This window comes from Bifidobacterium sp. UBA6881 (genome assembly GCA_002451435.1).
In the GTDB taxonomy this organism is placed as follows: Bacteria; Actinomycetota; Actinomycetes; order Actinomycetales; family Bifidobacteriaceae; genus Bifidobacterium.
Window position 1 is genome coordinate 773 of sequence record DKCF01000081.1, and the last position, 17,136, is coordinate 17,908.

Sequence of the window (17,136 nt, forward strand, 5' to 3'; positions counted from 1 at the left end):
GGTGATTGCGCAAGAACATTGACCAATACGCAAAGCAAAACGTGTGCGGAGCGAGTAGACAATCGTCTGTCGCTCCGCACACGTTGATACGCCATGTTCCATGGCAACGAGAACTTAGAAGTCGATTGGTTGAAAAGATTCCGCACATACCGCGGAATCCACGACACATGCGAATCCGTGATGAACGGATTTTCACCAAACAATTCGGCAGGTCAGGGCAAAACCTGCCGAATCATCGCGTCGTTACTTGGTTTTGGCGGCACGGCGCCTTGCATCGGCCTCTCGTTCTTCACGCACGGTGTCCACGACCTCCTGCGTGATGTCGCGTCCACCTTCATGCAAACGCTCCGAGATGGCGTCGAGAATCACCTGATTGTCTTCCAAAGTCGGAAGGAAGACGCTGTCCGGCTGGATTTCCCGCACAAGATTCTCGATGCGATTCGCAAGCCGCCCGTCGGTCAGGAACAAACGCTGCACAAGCAGTGGAGCCTTGGTCGTCGCCAGCACGGTGGCGATTTTCGGTTCGGCGATGAGATTGGCTCCCAACACGGGAACCTGCAGCTTCTCCCGCAACCGGGACACCAGTGCCTGCAGATGATTCCACGGACCGTCGAAATGGCCGGTTCCGTGGACGACGAGCAGCACCGTCCTGTCGGGATGCTGTCGTACCGCATCCGACAACTGCGCATCAAGATACGATTCAATCGCCTTCGTATCTGCCAGCGGTGGTAGTTCCGTGGCCTGCACGCCAGGATCAAGAACGGCGAGCACGCGTTCCGGAATGTCCCAACGGACGTGCGTGGCCGTATATAGCAGCACGGGAACCACCGTGATGTGGGTACTTCCAGCTTGCTGTACCTGACGTACGGCATCTTCCAAAGTCTGCTGGTCGCCTTCGAGGAAGCCGATGGCGGATGGCACTCCGGACTCCTCGATGAAACGATTCAGCAAATCGATGTTCGATGCGGGCACTCCGCCCTTGCGCCCGTGCAGGACGTATACGCGTCCCTCGTTCGTTCCTGTGGTCATGTTCAGATGGCCTCGGCGACGGTCTTGGCCAGGGACTTCAGCGCCTCCTCGGCATCATCATCAGGGGAAAGCTCGATCTTCAGCGGTTCGCCGAGAATCGTGGCACCGTCCTGCTTCACACGGTCGGTGAACACGTCGACCGCGGCGCAGTAGGACTTGTAGGAGGTGTCGCCGGTACCGAATACCGCGACCTTCTTGTCGGAAAGATCGAAGTCCTCGAGGTCGTCGTAGAAATCGACGATTCCACCAGGGACCTCGCCATTGGCTCCGTCGCTCCAGGAGGCGATGGCGAAGGCGTCGCCATCCTCGAAGAACTCGTCCACCTCCACGCCGTCCTCGGCATCGACCACGTCGACATCAACGCCGAGATCCTCAAGCGCCTCGGTGAACACGTCGACGGCGGTCTTGGTGTTGCCAGTCGCGCTGGTGTAAATAACTTTCACGGTCATCGTAGTACCTCCGTTTGGGTGGACAGATAGTTGTTGAGCACTTCTTGGAAATGATCAACGCCGGCATGGTTGAAATAGTGGTAGAAGGATTCTTCACCTTCACGATTGTCTTGGTAATCATTGATGATTGCCGACAACGCGTCCGGCAGCTGCTGGGCGCTCAGCGTGCCCTTAAGCTGCTCGTTGAAATGACCGGTGCCCTCCAGGCTTCCGCCGACGGCGAGACGGTAGCCCTCGGTCTGTTTCTTGTCCGGCGTGCGGGCGTGTACGCCTTCCAAACCGATGTCCGCGATGGAACGATGCGCGCAGTTGCTTCCGCAACCGGTCATCGTGATGCGCACCGGAACGTCGAGGGAGAAACGGGCGTCGAGCTCGTCGATCAGCGGCTTGAACACGCTCTTGGTGTGCGCATTGGCCAAATTGCAGTATTCCGCTCCCGTGCACGTGGTGCCATAGTCGGCAAGCAGCCCCGGCTTCACGGAATAACGCTGCAGAATGGACTCCGCCTTGAACGCTTCGAGATCCTGTTCGGCGATCCAAGGAATGATCATGTTCTGCTTGTCGTCGAAACGAATCTCATCCTTACCGTACTTGGCGGCAAGCTCTACGACCGCGCGGAAGTCATCACCGCTCATGCGACCGGCCGGAACGGAGATGCCCGCATAATAGTAGCCCTGCTGCTTCTGCGGATGAATGCCCAGGATCTTTTTGTTCCAATCGACGATCTTGGTCTCACCGGCATACGGCAGACGCGGAAGCTGCTTGCGGACCAGACGCTCGAACTCGTCGATGCCCCAATCCTTGATGAGGAATTTCAGACGCGCCTTGGAACGCGAACGGCGGAAACCATGATCGCGGTACAGTCCACAGACCACTTCCGCGATGTCCGCCACGCGGTTCGGACGCACGAAGATGTTCATCTGCTGGGCCAATTGCGGTTTGGATCCGAGTCCGCCTCCTACGAACACATTGAATCCCTGCACCTGCCGGCCACGAATCGTTTTCACTGCTGGGATGAAGGCAAGATCGTTGATTTGATAGTCGGCGTTGTTGTGGATGTCGGTGGAGATGGAGATTTTGAATTTACGAGGAAGGTTGGAGTAGTCGTAGTTGCCTTGGAACCTGCGGTACACGTCCATGACGATGCTGCGCGTGTCGAACAGTTCGTCGGGGTCGATGCCGGACAGCGGATTGTCCACCACGTTGCGGGTGATATCGCCTTCGGCGCCGACGGTGGTCAGACCGACGTCGTTGAGTCCTTGGAAGATCTTGAGAAGCTCATTGAACGGCGCCCAGTGGTACTGCACGGCCTCGCGGGTGGTCAGATCGATGACGTTGTGGCCGTACTCGTTCGCGATCCATGCGAGATGCTCGCCCTGCTTGACGTTGATTCGTCCACCGGGAATCTTGACGCGCAGCATGAACATACCGGCCGACTGCGGCTTTTGGACAGTAAGACCGGCGTACTTGAAATACATGTAATAGCTGGGATCGATTTCCGAAAACGGATGCTTGACCAGTTCCGGCAGATCCTTGAACACGTCGAGGCCGTCTTTGTTGAGCTTGGCGATTTCATTGCCGTTCAGCTTCTGATCGGCCCATGTGACTGTATAGCCCATGGATTTCCACTCCTTTCCTCGACTATTCCTATGAATGACGAATTATGAATGACGCGCATCACAAGCCCCTTCCGCGCGCCATTCATGCCATAGCATACAAAGGAACGCAATCCCGCTCAAATACATGGTCGATGCCGTGTAATCCTTGCAATTATTGGGTTTTCGCATGATTCTTCGTTGAAAAAGCGGGAAACAACATGGCAAAAGCGTATTCGTTTTAATTTGTGAGCGGTTATTAATCGTTGGAATTCCAACGAACATGAGAGATTTGACGCTATGGCGCCGAATGCCGTATATCCGTATGCTGGCATGTATTCGCCGTGCCCGATGCCACTTGGCATGGGGCACGGGAGGCATATTCAACGAATCGTGTGATGACACGGGGAGGGGATTCCGTGACCGACAACAAGCAACTGCAGCATGACGATCATGTGTATGACGTGACTGTGATTGGTGCCGGACCTATTGGCATGTTCGCGGCTTTTTACGCGGCCACGCGCAATCTTGATGTCCAGCTGGTCGAAAGTCTGCCGCATCTCGGTGGCCAGGTGGCGACGCTGTATCCCGAGAAGAAGATCCATGACATCGCGGGATTCGTATCGGGTACGGGCGAGCAGCTCATCGCCAATCTGAAGGCCCAGTTGGATGAGTTCTCCGACCGCATCGGCATCCATACCAACGAGGAGGTCGTCGGTGTGGAGCGTCCCGCCGAGAACGCCGCGGCGGACTCCCGTGTGTTCGCGCTCACCACCAGCAAGCGCGTGTTCCGCACCCGGACCGTGCTTATCGCGATGGGAAGCGGCGCCTTCACGCCACGCCCGCTGGCGGTGGATTACGATCACGCGCTCGACAACGACAAGGTCTTCTACTTCGTCAAGCACATCGCCGATTTCGCTGACTTGGATGTCGCCGTGGCCGGTGGCGGTGACGCCGCCATCGATTGGGCGCTTACGTTGGAGCCCATCGCCCGCAGCGTGACGCTGATTCATCGTCGCGACAACTTCCGGGCCCTGGAATCCAGCGTCGACGCGCTGAAGTCCTCTTCCGTGCGCATTCTCACCCCGTACAAGTTCGCCTCGGTCGCGAAGCGGGACGACCGTCTTTCCATCGAACTGAACCAGGTGAAGGGGGCGGAGACCAAGGAGCTGCAGGTGGATGCGCTGTTGGTGAACTATGGCTTCACTTCCGACAACCATCTGCTGAAGGAATGGGGATTGCCCGTCAAACGCGGTGATTTGGAGGTGAACGAATACCGTGAGACCGCGGTGCCGGGCATCTACGGTATCGGTGACGCGGTGACGTACCCGGGCAAGGTGAAACTGATTTCGGCGGGCTTCGGTGAGGCGCCGGGCGCGATCAACCATATCGCCGAAACGCTGTATCCTGACCGCAAGCAGCCGTTGCATGAGTAATCGCTTGGAAAGGTGAATCGTATGACGGCGGCAATGGGACATGTGACGCTGGTCGGTGCCGGACCCGGAGACCCCGACCTCATCACTGTCCGTGGCAGGCGATGCATCGAAACGGCCGATGTGATCGTATACGATCATTTGGTCAATCCCGTCATGCTGGAATGGCGCAGGGATGACGCGGAACTGGTGAACGTCGGCAAAATGCCGTCGCACCACTTGGCGACGCAGGAGCAGATCAACGCGCTTCTGGTGCGGCTGGCCAAGCAGGGCAAGCGGGTGGCACGGCTGAAATCGGGCGATCCCTTTGTTTTCGGCCGCGGCGGTGAGGAACGCCAGTTCCTGCTCGGCCAAGGCGTCCCGTGCGAGGTGGTGCCTGGCGTGACCAGCGCCATAGCGGGACCGGCCGCGGCGGGCATTCCGATCACCCATAGGGATTACGCCGCGCAGTTCCATGTCATAACCGGGCATCGGAAGCAGTCCGCGAAGGAACTCGACTGGTCGGTGATCGCGCGGCTTGAAGGCACGGTCGTGTTCCTTATGGGCATGGCCCAATTGCCACATATCGTCAACGAGCTGTTGGCCCATGGCAAGTCGGAGGGCACTCCCGTCGCCGTGATTCAATGGGCCACCAGGAACGAGCAGCGCTCCACCGTGGCTGATTTGCGGCATATCGAGGAAGCCGTGCGCCTGGGCGGACTGGGGTCTCCGGCGTTGATCGTCGTAGGCGGGGTCGCGAGGCTCATCGATCCGGATTCCCCGGGATTTATGCCGTTCCGCACTCCCGATGATGCCGCCGGTTCTCGAGATTCCGGCAATCGTCGTGATTTTGGTGACGATGGTATGGAAATTTGCGCCGGCCAATAAAACGGCCTCGACGCATGCATGCGCATGTGTGGAATCTTCCGACGGATGTGATGTGAAACAATGTGTGAAACATCTGATTTGGGTTATCCGGTCGTGCTGTCCATGCGGGGGCGGCATGCCGTGGTGGTCGGCGGCGGCGCCGTCGGCGAACGCAAGGTGCGGGCGTTGCTGCGTGCCGAGGCGAGAATCACGTTGATCAGTCCCACGGCGACACCGGCTCTGGCGGCGCTTGCGGAAGACCGCCGTATCGCATGGCGGTCCCATCGTTATGCATCCTGCGATCTGCCCGATGACGCGGCGATCGTCATCGCCTGCACCGACAGCCGCCGAACGAACCGACAGGTGTGTGAGGACGCGCGTCTGCGGCGGTCGGACGCGACGGATTGGCGTCTGGTCAACGACGCGTCCGATCCGACATATTCCGACTTCGCCAACGTCGCCCAAATCCGGCATGACGGCACGCTGATCACCGTATCGACCGGGGGCAGCAGCCCAGCACGCGCCCGTTCGATGAAACAACGCATCGCCGCGTGGCTGGAAGGGCGGACTTCCAGCCGAACATAGCCCGCCATAGATATTTGATATGACGAAAACGCTGTTTTCGGAAGTGTGACCGGGATTCCTCGCCTACGATGAAGGCAACCGAACGACATGGGGATGTACTTGTTCGGCCTTCCAATTCCGCCACGGCAGCGCCGTCTGGGGGAGCACTGCAATTTTTTCAGAAGGGGATCATGAAATCTCGTACAGCATCGATGGGCCGAGGCTTGGACGGCATCCGTCGCCTCGTTCGGGGAATAATCGCGGTTCTGATATTGGCGGCCACCGCATTCACCGCGGCTGCGACGCCATCTTCCGCGCAGGCCGATGAGACGAAGGGCAATGATGGAAACCTCAAGACCCTGCGCATTGGGTTCCCCTCGTCCGGCAGCAACTGGGCTGGCGGGGCTCTTGGCGTCGCTGTGGCGAAGGGATATCTGGACGAATACCTCAAGCCGTTGGGATACAAGGCGCAGACGACGGGTTTCGTTGGTGCCGCGCCGGCATTGCATGAAGCCTTGGCATCAGGTGACTTGGATTACGTGAACTATGCCGGATTCGCAGGTATCCTCGGCAAGTCCAAGGGCGTCGACACCACGTTGCTCGGCGTCACCGCATATAACTCCGGTTGGCGTCTCGTGGCGTCCACGGCGTCCGGCATACGCAAGCTCTCCGACCTCAAAGGCAAGAAAATCGCCTACCAGCGCGGTGCCGCGCCCCAGATGTACATGATCAAGGTGCTCAAGGAAGCCGGACTGAAATTCAGCGATGTAGAGGCGGTGAACGCCTCGCTGCCCGACGGTCTGTCCACATTGGCGTCGAATGGTGTCGACGCCGCGGTGACCAATGCCGGTCAGGAACAGCAGCTGGTCAATGAGGGCAAGGCGCGCGTGCTGCACATCGGCAAGGACGCCGACCGCAAAACCTACTACGAGCCAACGGTGCTGGTGGCGAACCGCACGTTCAACAAGAAGCATCCCGATGTCTCCGCGGCCATTCTTCAGGCCATGCTCAAGGCGAAGGACGACATCGTCGCCGACCATGAGGCATACATCAAACTGTCCTCACAGAAATCCGGCAATCCGCTGAATGTCGTGCGCGCCACGGAAGTGGATGACGCGAAGACCGGCTACCCGATGTCGCTGTCTTCCTCGCTGATCGATTCGATGAAATCCGTCCAGCAATTCGAGCTCGACAACTCGCTGATCAGCCGTTCCATCGACATCGTCGATTGGACCGACCCGAAACCGTTGCGCACCGCCATCGCAGAATACCGCCAGCAGACGCTGGGCGAAAGCAAGACGAAAGCTCGTGCCGCCGCGGATAAGGCAGTCTCCGGAGTCGTGCAGGCCGCGTCCGCGTCCGCAGAAGCATCGAAGTCCCGCAACAGCAGGATTTTCGTCACGGTCGTGTTGCCCATCCTCGTCTATGTGTTGGCCTCCCTCCTCATCGTGCTGGGGCGTCGACGGGTGATTCGCAAGATCGACGCGTTGGAACGCCATGAGGAGAAGGCGATCGCGCATCGTGACGAGACGGAATCGGACCCGTCGGCTCGGAAGGATTCGGAAGCGTCGGACGATTCGGCCTCGTACCGTGGCGCGTTGCTGAACCTGCGCAAGATACTGACGGCGCTGTTCGCATTGATTCTTCCGGTCGGCATACTTGTGGCATGGCACACCGTTTCCGCCGCGCAGCTCGTCTCCTCGCTGATCATGCCGTCCATCTCGTCCGTGGGCAAGACCATTGTCGCGGAACTGGCCGGTCCCAACGGCACCTTCGTCGGAGACGTGGCCATCAGTGTGAGCCGCATTCTCAAGGGATACGCTTTGGCCTTGGTGTTCGGATTGCTGTTCGGCGTGCTCATGGGCATGAGCCTGAACGTGCACCGGTTCTTCATGCTGACGTTCAAGGCGTTCCGTCAGATTCCGATGATGGCCTGGGTGCCGCTACTGGTGATGTGGTTCGGCATCGGCGAAGGCTCGAAGGTCGCGGTGATTTTCCTTGCGGCGTTCTTCCCCATTCTGGTGAACACCATCGATGGCATCTCCCGCACGGACCCCCATCTGGTCGAAGTCGGACGCATGTACCAGTTCTCCCGCTGGCGCATGTTCCGCGAAGTGTATTTGCCTTCGGCGCTGCCCAGCATATTCGTGGGGCTCAAACTCGCACTCGGCATCTCCTGGATGGCGGTGGTGGGCGCCGAAATGATCGCGGCGAGCTCCGGCATCGGTTTCCGCATCAACGACGCGCGAAGCCTGATGGACTACTCCATCGTGTTCGCCGGCATGATCGTCATCGCGGTCGCGGGCGTCATCATGGACGCCGTGCTTTCCCTGATCGCGCATATTTCCACACCATGGACAAGGAAGTGATTGTATGACCGGAAGTCTTTCCCTTCATAACGTATACAAAGGTTTCAATGTGCACGGCAAGGCGGTGAGCGTCCTGGAAGGCGTGAACCTCGATGTGCACGATGGCGAGTTCCTTGTCATCGTCGGACATTCCGGCTGCGGCAAATCGACGCTGCTGAAGATCATCGCGGGCTTGGAACGGCAGGATCGCGGTTCCGTGACGTTGGATGGGCAGACGATCACGGCTCCGGGATTCGACCGCGGCATGATTTTCCAGGAGCATCGTCTGCTTCCATGGAAAAGCTGCATCTCCAACGTGATGCTTGGACTGTACGGCCAGCCCAAGGAGGAGCGCAGAAAAATCGCCCAACGGTATCTGGACATGGTCAAGCTCGGCGGATTCGAGAACGCATATCCAAGCCAGCTGTCGGGCGGCATGTCCCAGCGTGCCGCCATCGCCAGGGCTTTGGCTCCCAAGCCCAAGGTGCTGCTGCTGGACGAGCCGTTCGGTGCGTTGGACGCTCTGACCAAGATGGAGCTGCAGGATGAGATGCTGCGGATTCGGCAGCAGCAGAAGACCACGATGGTCATGGTGACGCATGACATCGAAGAGGCCGTGTACCTCGCCGACCGCATCGTGGTGATGTCGAGCAGACCGGGACGCATCGAGGATGTGATCGACCTGCATTTCGACGAAGGGCAGCGTGATCGCGGAAGCGCCCACTTCGCGGCGTACAAGAAGCAGGTGCTGGACCACTTCATCACACAGACGGCCTGACCGTCGTAGGCCGGCGCGATACACCGACGACCGGAAACAACTTCAGGCAACCGCATATCAGAATTTTTCAACCCGACTCAAGGAGAACAATCATGGGCTATCCCTCGGTATACCCGACCGGCGTCACGGTCTACAACCCCGACAAGGCGTGGAACGGATTCACGTTGCTGCCGACGAAAAGCGGCGCTCTGCTGATCGACATGAACGGCCGCGAGGTGAATCGTTGGGCCGGATTGGCTGGCTTCCCGAACAAGCTGCTTCCGGGTGGTTCCGTGTTCGGTTCGTCCGGCTCGCGTGGCGGTGACGCCGCCTACCAGGATCAGCTGGACCTCCTGCAGGTGTCTTGGGACGGCCATGTCGAATGGAAATGGGACCACACCGAGCTCGTGCACGACGAAGGCAAGGAACCCAGCTACCAGGCTCGCCAGCATCATGACTTCGAGCGCGAGGGCTCTCCGACTGGCTACTATGCGCCGGGCCTGGCACCCAAAACCGATTCGGGCAACACGCTGATCCTCACCCACGAGAACTCCTACCATCCCGAAATCTCCGACAAGCTGCTGATCGACGACAAGATCATCGAGGTGACATGGGACGGCGAAGTGGTCTGGCAGTGGCGCGCCGCCGAGCATTTCGACGAATACGGTTTCTCGGACACCGCGAAGCGCTCCCTGTACGCCAACCCGTCCATGCGAGGCGTCGCCGGCGGCGACTGGCTGCATGTCAACTGCATTTCCACTGTCGGACCGAACAAGTGGTATGACCGTGGCGACGAACGGTTCAATCCGGACAACATCCTCTTCGATGCGCGCAACGCGAATTTCCTGGCGATCATCTCCAAGGAAACCGGCAAGATCGTATGGCGTCTTGGTCCCGATTTCACCGGCCCGGACGTTCCGGAGGCGGTGCGCAAGATCGGTCCGATCATCGGCCAGCATCATTTCCACCTCATTCCCCAGGGTCTGCCGGGGGCCGGCAACCTGCTGGTCTTCGACAATGGAGGCGCGGCCGGTTACGATGCGCCGAACGCCATCGCTCCGGACGGCACCAACGCCGTGCACCGCGATTACTCCCGTGTACTGGAAATCAACCCGATCACATTGGAGATCGTATGGCAGTACACGCCGATCGAAGCGGGATTCCTGCCGTTCTCCGATGGCTCCAAGTTCTACTCGTCGTATATCTCCTCCGCACAGCGCCTGGAGAACGGCAACACGCTGATCACCGAAGGATCCGATGGTCGCGTCATCGAGGTCACTCCGGAACATGAGCTGGTGTGGGAATACATCAATCCCTACTTCCGCGACATGGTCCCCGGATTCCCCTCGAACATGACGTACCGTGCCTATCGCGCGCCGTACGACTGGGTGCCGCAGGTGCCCAAGCCGCAGGAAACCGCCATCGAACCGATCGACAACACCACGTTCCGTGTGCCTGGCGCCAGCAGCGACAAGCTGAAGGTGACGACAGTCGAGGGCATCAACCCCAAGCAGGAGGCGCTGACCGGCATCGCGGATGAGGACGACAAGGATGAGAAGTCCGACCACGTCGATTTCTGCATGGTGCGTCTCGACAAGAACGCGCTGAACGACACGGGTGACAAGAAGTTCTCGATCGGCCTGTGATTTGGGTGCGATGCGGATCGTGCCATGGACGGCGCGATCCGCATTTCGTTCACATAATGCGTCATAGGCAACGGATATAGCGAATCCTCCGAAAACGCTGGTGTCGAGTTGCATATAGAGTGATAATAGGGCATAGGAAAACTACAGAAAAAAATAAGTTTTCCACCTTCCCGAAACGATTGCATGGGGATTGCGAAAGTGTTGGGAATAGGCGCTTATTGCCAATAATTTGGCAATCCTCATACGTGCCTGAATCATTGTGCAACATAAATCGACAACAGAGAGATAGGGGGATTTATGTCTTCTGTAAAGGAAGTGAATACCCAAAGGGAAACCCGTAGGAAGGAATCGGCGCCCACCGCCGCCAGCGGTCAGGGAGTGCTGGGCAGCGAGGATTGGTGGGCGGTGTTCATCGGCTTGGGCATCGTGGCATTCGCCATACTGCTGTGGCTGGCCGGGCAGTCGTTGAACCTGTTCGCGGCCAAGATTCCCAGCTGGTCGAATTGGGCGTTCCTGTTCAATGGCGGCGAGGTGACCAAGGACGGCGAGACCTCCGTGGTCGCAGGTCTTATCGGACGATTGCCGAACATCATCGCGCTGTTCGTGCTGTTCGCCGCGGTGTTCACCATCGCCGCGCATTTTCTGAAATTGCGCACGAGCTCGTATCTTGCCGGTTTCACCGTGCTGTTCGTGTTGAGCTTCGTCGTGAACGTGTTCAGTTCATCCAAATTCGCCAATTCCTACAATCTGGAGGCGCCGCTGGTCGCGTTGGCCATCGGCCTGATTCTCGGCAACCTGTTCAACGTGGAGCGTCTGTTCGGCGGCGCATTGCGCACGGAACTCTATGTGAAGGTCGGCATCATTCTGCTTGGCGCCACGTTGCCGTTCACCACGATTCTCAAGGCGGGTCCCATCGCTTTGGCCCACGCCACCGTCGTCGCGGTCTCCACCTTCCTCATCATCTACTTCGTGGCCACCAAGGTGTTCAGCATCGATAAGCGCTTCGCCGCGACTCTGGGTGCGGGCGGCTCCATCTGCGGCGTCTCCGCCGGCATCGCAGTCGGCTCCGCGGTGAAGGCCCGCAAGGAACAGGTGTCCGCCGCGATTTCCATCGTCGTGGTTTGGGCCATCATCGCCATCTTCCTGCTTACCGCCCTTGCCAAGGGTCTTGGACTTCCTGACGGTGTGGCCGGTGCATGGGTCGGTACGTCGGAATTCGCAGACGCGGCCGGTATCACCGCGGCATCCAGCTTCGGCGATCAGGGCATTGCGGCATTCACGTTGGTGAAGGTCGTAGGCCGCGACATCTTCATCGGCGTGTGGAGCCTGGTGCTGTCCATCATCGCCATCACGTTCTGGGACAGGCAGGACCGCATCAAGGAAGCCAAGGCCGCAGGCAAGGATGTTTCCGCACTGCCCAAGGAGAAAACCGATGTCTCTCAGATCTGGCACCGCTTCCCGAAGTTCGTCATCGGCTTCTTCATCGCGTCCATCGTGCTGACCATCGTGATCGCGGCGTCTGGCGCGGCGGCATCCGCCGATATCACGGCGAATCTGGTGACCCCGGTGAAGGAACTGCGCACTTGGGCGTTCACGTTCACGTTCCTTTCCATCGGCCTGACCACGCGTTTCAAGGAACTGTCGAACCTCGGTTGGAAGCCCATCGCGGCGTTCAGCATCGGGGCCGTGGTGAACATCACATTGGGATTCGTGCTTTCCGATGTCGTGCTGCATGACTTCTGGGCCGCGATCTCAGCCTGATGCAAAGGATGGGAGAACATGGCGACTGTTGAAAGCGCCCGTGGCGTGCGCGACGCGGAGAATGTCGATTCGTTGCCGGTGATATGGAGGACCATCATCGAGATTCCATTGGGGGATTCCACCCGTTGCACGCGGCAGCCGTTCGTGGATTCGCTGGACAGATTGTCGGCGCGCGCCGAGCGTCTGGCACGGGCGAAGGAACTGTTGCTGGCGGTGGAACGCATCACCCAAGCGAGCGATTGGGTAGTCACCATCACTCCCAAAAAAGTGTTCGCGGAACGGTTCGGGGAGGAATTCACCCAGTTGTCCGACGAATTGCAGCATGCCGGATTCACCTATGACGATTACGCCATCCGTGTGGAATACGCCCGCAAATGGGGCATGCTGTAGGCGGGTGAGGTTGTTCGGCGTTGACGTCCGGTCACCGGTCCAGCATGAGCTCGATGGTCTTTCGCAGAACATCCCGGTGGTCGGCCGGCGTCTTCGCCGTTTCGGCATGGATTCGGGTCTCCTGCGCGGTGCTGGGACCGAGCGCGAACAGTTCCGGCCGGTCGGAAAAACACTCGGGCAGACGTTCGCGGAGCCTCCATAACCGTCGATATGCCGAGGGACTGGTGACGAGGATTCTGGTGATGACATCGCGTGCGTCGCCGTGATCCGGCCGATGGACAATCGACATCGCATTCGTGATGATTCGCGCGGCCTGCTGCTCGTGATCCTCGTTCCACTGGTTCGTATAGATCGGAATGGAACGTACCCGTTCGGGCAGACGGGTTCCCCGTAGAGCGATGTCACCGCAGAGCAACGCCGTACGGTCATTCGGCAGCGAATGCAACAGCTCCAGCAGCGATTCGCGGTTCTCCGATTGGGGAATATGCACATGAATGTGCGCGAGCGAATCCTCGTCGCGGATCTTCCGCAGCATGGCCTGGCTCAATACCAGCAATGTTCCGTGTGGGTGCATATCCGCCCATGGCCGCGCGATATCCGAAAGAAACACCCGCAGCGCGAAATTACTGGTGATTATCAACCGATCATAGGCAAGCAGATCGGCGCGTTGCCGAGCATCCAACGGCAGCGGTTCGAGGAACCGAAGCGGACAATATATGGTGTTTGAGGATTTTGCCAGCCGTTGTGCGAGATCCTCGGGAATGGCCGTCTGCGGGTAAGTGATGAGCCAAGACATACGCCCACTGTATATCCTGCGATCTTCCGACGAGACCGGCGCGGTTACGAATATATTGATAACCCGCTCAAAATAAAAGATTGAAGCAACGCGGTCTGTCTCCGGCTGTTCCATCTATAATGGCTTCTGCTTTGCAGGTCCAGCATGGGTTTCGACGAGAGCGGGGTGACTGTGATGACGTGCGTCGCTGTGGGCACACGGGGGAGCGCCCTTGCCAGGTGCCAGACCGGATTGGTATTGGACGCGCTGCGGCGCTCGTTGCCGGGCGTGGACGTTCCGGAATTCGACATTCGCGTCATTTCCACCCAAGGCGACCGGCAGCTGAACGCCAGTTTGCAGGCCATCGGCGGCAAAGGCGTGTTCGTCAAGGAAATCGAGTCCGAATTGCTCAATGGCCAAATCGACATCGCGGTGCACAGCCTGAAGGATATGGCTCCGGAACTTCCCGAGGGGCTGACGGTCGGCGCCATTCTTGCGCGCGCCTGCCCGTTCGATTGTCTGATTTCGGTTCATGCCGGAGGCGCGGCACCGTTGGATTCGTTGCCGAAGGGCGCGCGCGTGGGCACGAACAGTCTGCGCAGGCAAAGCCAGCTGCTGCATCTGCGTCCGGATTTGCGGATCGTGCCGATTCGGGGGAACGTTCCGACGCGCATCCGTGCCATCGAGCGCTACGGATTGGACGCGGTAGTGCTGGCGCAATCCGGATTGCGCAGATTGGATTTCACGCCCGAATCGCTGATGTCGGAATACGGATTGCACTGGATCGCATTGGACGAAACCATGCTGCCCGCGGCGGGCCAGGGGGCCATGGCCGTGGAATGCCGCGCCGATGACGCGGCGACCCTGCGCATGCTTGCGTACGTCGACGACGCCTCCACACGACGTGATGTGACCGTGGAGCGCGCGTTCATGCAGGCTTTGGGTGGAAGCTGCACGTTCCCCATCGGTGCTTACGGCCGTGGGACGGACGAGGGATTCGCTTTTGATGGATTTATCTCGCAGCCGGACGGCACCCAATGGCGGGGCTGTTCCTTCACCGCTGCGGGGTCTGACGTTCCCGCCTTGGTGGCTGAAGCCGAGCAGTATGCCGGACGATTGCTGCAAGACGGCGAGCCGCAGGTTGTGGGAACTGCGAAATCATGATTGCGGCGAATCCGCGGGATTCGTCGAGAAGGGAAGTGCCATATGGCATCGTTTATTCGTCACCGTCGGCTGCGCACCAGCGCGGCATTGCGCGATCTGGTCCGCGAACATCATGTCGGTATCGATGATCTGATCATGCCAGTGTTCGTGGATGCCACCATCGACCGACCTGAGCCAATTACGTCAATGCCCGGCATCCAGCGTTTTCCGCTGGAAGGCGTGCTTGCCGAAATCAAGGAAATCGTCGATCTCGGCATCAAATCGGTATTGCTGTTCGGTATTCCGGACCATAAGGACGACACCGGTTCGGGCGCTTGGGAGGATGACGGCATCGTTCAGCAAGCGACCCGGCTCATCAAAAAGGAATATCCCGATTTGATTGTGATCGCCGACAATTGCATGTGCGAATACACCAGCACCGGTCACTGCGGCATCGTGGTGTCGCTGCCGAATGGCGGATGGGACGTGGCGAACGACGAATCGTTGAAATATTTGGTTCGTACCGCCGTCAGCCAGGCGAAGGCCGGGGCCGACATCATCGCCCCGTCGAACGCCATGGACGGCTATGTCGCGGCCATTCGCGAGGGCCTGGACGAGGCCGGCTACGAACGGGTGCCGATTATGTCGTACTCCGTCAAATACGCTTCCAGCTTCTATGGTCCGTTCCGCGACGCGGCCGACGGCGCTCCGCAATTCGGCGATCGCAGCGGATACCAGATGGATCCGGCGAACCGGCTTGAGGCGTTGCGCGAAGTGGCCAGCGATGAGGCGGAGGGCGCCGATTTCGTCATGGTGAAGCCGGCCATGGCCTTCCTCGACGTGATGCGTGAGGTTCGTAATGCCACGGATCTGCCGTTGGTGGCCTACAACGTTTCCGGCGAATACGCGATGGTGAAGGCCGCGGCGCAGAATGGCTGGATTGATGAGCGTCGTATCGTGCGTGAAGTGCTGACCAGCATGAAACGTGCTGGCGCGGATCTCATCATCACGTATTTCGCGAAGGATGTCGCCCGCCGCATCCGCGATGGTCGGTGGTGATGGGTTTGTGAATCAGTGGTGATGGCGGTGTCGGCGATCCACCAATGCCTGCGAACCACGTTCGGACAATTGCGCGACCAGCGCTCCGAATGCAGCGGAGGCAATGGCGAAGCCGATGCCGTGCGTGGCGTTCCGCCGCGTTCCGCTATGTTTCACAACGTGTTTCACGGGTTTGCCGGGGTTGTGCGCCTTGCTGAATCCCTTGTTCCACGCCATTTCGAATAGTTTGCCGAATGCGAGACCCGCCAACGACGGCACGACGGTTTTGAAGATTTTGTCGCCGAAGGATTCGGGATCGTTGGTGCGTCGTTCGCGCATCGTGTCCACCGCGCGGTCGACGCCGTGCAGGGCCTCGACGATGCGGTCGGCGCTGGATTCCGGAACTGGTTGTGCACTCATGCCTCCAGTGTAATGCAACTGCGATGCGGTCTTCCATGCCATGAACGGCCATGTTGCGGAACAAGAGGGGCATCTCGTCGTACGCAAAGCGCGCAACACGGTATGTCCGGTGGCGCGTTCGACGGTTTTCTTCGATTACAGTAATGGGGTATGACTGATACTCAATTGGGAAGCAATGCCGCTCCTACCGGTGCGCCCGGGCGTTTGGTGCTGTTGCGCCACGGGCAAACCGTGTGGAGCGAATCGGGACAACATACCGGTCGGACCAACATTCCGCTGACCGATACGGGACGCGCCCAGGCTGAAGCGGCCGGCGCGCGATTGCGCGAGGTTTTCCCGAACGGTTTCCGCGTGTTCTCCAGCCCGCTACGTCGTGCGCGGCAAACCGCCCAATTGGCGGGATATGGCGATTTCGAGGTCTTGCCTGAAATCGCGGAATGGGATTATGGCCGCGCGGAAGGCCGGACCCGTCAGGAAATCAGCAAGGCAAGTGGTTTCACATGGGACGTGTGGCGCGATGGTCCGCAATCGATTCCCGAATCGTTGGAGGGCGACTGGGTGGAGACGCTGCCCGACGGCGAGCAGGTTCCCGTGCACAACGGTCCCGGCGAGACCGTCGAAGAGGCCGCTGCGCGCACCCGCGAGGCGATTGCCGCGGTGAAGCCATTGCTCGATGCGGGACAGGACGTGCTGTTGGTCGCCCATGCGCATGTGCTGCGTATCCTGACGTCGCAGTGGTTGGGCGTCGAGCCGCGTTTCGCGCGTCTGCTGCGTCTCGACACCGCGCATTACTGCGTGCTCGGCCAGTACAAGGGCGACAACGTCATCGAGCATTGGAACTGCTGACGCGTTCCTTCGACGGCATCTACTGATTCCGGTGCGGGCGGATCGAAGCAATTCGGTCCGCCCGCACTGTCACTGTGCATGCGTTCGTGAAGATGC

Annotated in this window: 16 protein-coding genes; 11 read left to right on the forward strand and 5 right to left on the reverse strand. The window is 59.4% G+C overall.

Annotated features, from left to right (window positions below; genetic code table 11):
* Positions 1-243: 243 nt before the first annotated feature.
* Genes B3C64_RS06290 through B3C64_RS06300 form a run of 3 tightly spaced genes read right to left on the reverse strand, consistent with a single transcriptional unit; the run spans position 244 to position 3,097 of the window.
* Positions 244-1,029 carry a sirohydrochlorin chelatase gene (locus B3C64_RS06290; RefSeq protein ID WP_291534509.1) on the reverse strand — a complete coding sequence of 262 codons (786 nt, stop codon included), beginning with the start codon at positions 1,027-1,029 and terminating at the stop codon, positions 244-246.
* A gap of 2 nt (positions 1,030-1,031) precedes the next feature.
* Positions 1,032-1,478 carry a flavodoxin domain-containing protein gene (locus tag B3C64_RS06295; protein ID WP_291534510.1) on the reverse strand — a complete coding sequence of 149 codons (447 nt, stop codon included), beginning with the start codon at positions 1,476-1,478 and terminating at the stop codon, positions 1,032-1,034.
* The gene (locus B3C64_RS06300) at positions 1,475-3,097 is read right to left on the reverse strand and encodes a nitrite/sulfite reductase (RefSeq protein WP_291534511.1); all 1,623 of its coding nucleotides are present in this window, start codon (positions 3,095-3,097) and stop codon (positions 1,475-1,477) included. Before B3C64_RS06300 ends, B3C64_RS06295 begins: the two co-directional genes overlap by 4 nt.
* 395 nt (positions 3,098-3,492) lie before the next feature.
* Between B3C64_RS06300 and B3C64_RS06305 the strand changes: the two genes are divergently transcribed.
* The 8 genes from B3C64_RS06305 to B3C64_RS06340 all read left to right on the forward strand — a co-directional run bounded on the left by B3C64_RS06305 (position 3,493) and on the right by B3C64_RS06340 (position 12,818).
* Entirely contained in the window at positions 3,493-4,509 is a 1,017-nt protein-coding gene (locus B3C64_RS06305) for an NAD(P)/FAD-dependent oxidoreductase (protein WP_291534512.1), read from the forward strand.
* A 21-nt stretch (positions 4,510-4,530) separates the two neighbouring features.
* Positions 4,531-5,373 carry a uroporphyrinogen-III C-methyltransferase gene (cobA, locus tag B3C64_RS06310; protein WP_291534514.1) on the forward strand — a complete coding sequence of 281 codons (843 nt, stop codon included), beginning with the start codon at positions 4,531-4,533 and terminating at the stop codon, positions 5,371-5,373.
* 60 nt (positions 5,374-5,433) lie between these two features.
* Positions 5,434-5,937 (forward strand): precorrin-2 dehydrogenase/sirohydrochlorin ferrochelatase family protein, encoded by a 504-nt coding sequence (locus tag B3C64_RS06315; RefSeq protein ID WP_291534515.1) that lies wholly within the window; start codon positions 5,434-5,436, stop codon positions 5,935-5,937.
* A 170-nt stretch (positions 5,938-6,107) separates the two neighbouring features.
* Positions 6,108-8,285: an ABC transporter permease subunit gene (locus B3C64_RS06320; protein ID WP_291534516.1), complete on the forward strand. Its 2,178-nt coding sequence runs from the start codon at positions 6,108-6,110 to the stop codon at positions 8,283-8,285.
* Between the two features lie 4 nt (positions 8,286-8,289).
* Entirely contained in the window at positions 8,290-9,042 is a 753-nt protein-coding gene (locus tag B3C64_RS06325) for an ABC transporter ATP-binding protein (protein ID WP_291534518.1), read from the forward strand.
* A 92-nt stretch (positions 9,043-9,134) separates the two neighbouring features.
* Complete coding sequence (locus B3C64_RS06330) at positions 9,135-10,667, forward strand: aryl-sulfate sulfotransferase (RefSeq protein ID WP_291534520.1); 1,533 nt, start codon at positions 9,135-9,137, stop codon at positions 10,665-10,667.
* A 297-nt stretch (positions 10,668-10,964) separates the two neighbouring features.
* Positions 10,965-12,428, forward strand: coding sequence for a YeiH family protein (locus tag B3C64_RS06335; RefSeq protein WP_291534522.1), 1,464 nt, complete (start codon positions 10,965-10,967; stop codon positions 12,426-12,428).
* Between the two features lie 18 nt (positions 12,429-12,446).
* The gene (locus B3C64_RS06340) at positions 12,447-12,818 is read left to right on the forward strand and encodes a hypothetical protein (protein WP_291534524.1); all 372 of its coding nucleotides are present in this window, start codon (positions 12,447-12,449) and stop codon (positions 12,816-12,818) included.
* 31 nt (positions 12,819-12,849) lie between these two features.
* Here the strand turns inward: B3C64_RS06340 and B3C64_RS06345 are convergent, their stop codons facing one another.
* On the reverse strand, positions 12,850-13,728 hold the full coding sequence (locus B3C64_RS06345; RefSeq protein ID WP_291534525.1) for a uroporphyrinogen-III synthase: 879 nt from the start codon (positions 13,726-13,728) through the stop codon (positions 12,850-12,852).
* Between the two features lie 60 nt (positions 13,729-13,788).
* Between B3C64_RS06345 and hemC the strand changes: the two genes are divergently transcribed.
* Positions 13,789-14,757 (forward strand): hydroxymethylbilane synthase, encoded by a 969-nt coding sequence (gene hemC, locus B3C64_RS06350; protein WP_291534526.1) that lies wholly within the window; start codon positions 13,789-13,791, stop codon positions 14,755-14,757.
* Positions 14,758-14,799: 42 nt separating this feature from the next.
* Positions 14,800-15,795, forward strand: coding sequence for a porphobilinogen synthase (hemB, locus tag B3C64_RS06355; RefSeq protein WP_291534527.1), 996 nt, complete (start codon positions 14,800-14,802; stop codon positions 15,793-15,795).
* A gap of 12 nt (positions 15,796-15,807) precedes the next feature.
* Here hemB and B3C64_RS06360 read toward each other — a convergent pair whose 3' ends face one another.
* Complete coding sequence (locus tag B3C64_RS06360; RefSeq protein WP_291534528.1) at positions 15,808-16,194, reverse strand: DUF4235 domain-containing protein; 387 nt, start codon at positions 16,192-16,194, stop codon at positions 15,808-15,810.
* A 150-nt stretch (positions 16,195-16,344) separates the two neighbouring features.
* Here B3C64_RS06360 and B3C64_RS06365 point away from each other — a divergent pair, with 150 nt between their 5' ends.
* Positions 16,345-17,040, forward strand: a complete 696-nt coding sequence (locus tag B3C64_RS06365; RefSeq protein WP_291534529.1) for a histidine phosphatase family protein — start codon at positions 16,345-16,347, stop codon at positions 17,038-17,040.
* Positions 17,041-17,136: the final 96 nt, after the last annotated feature.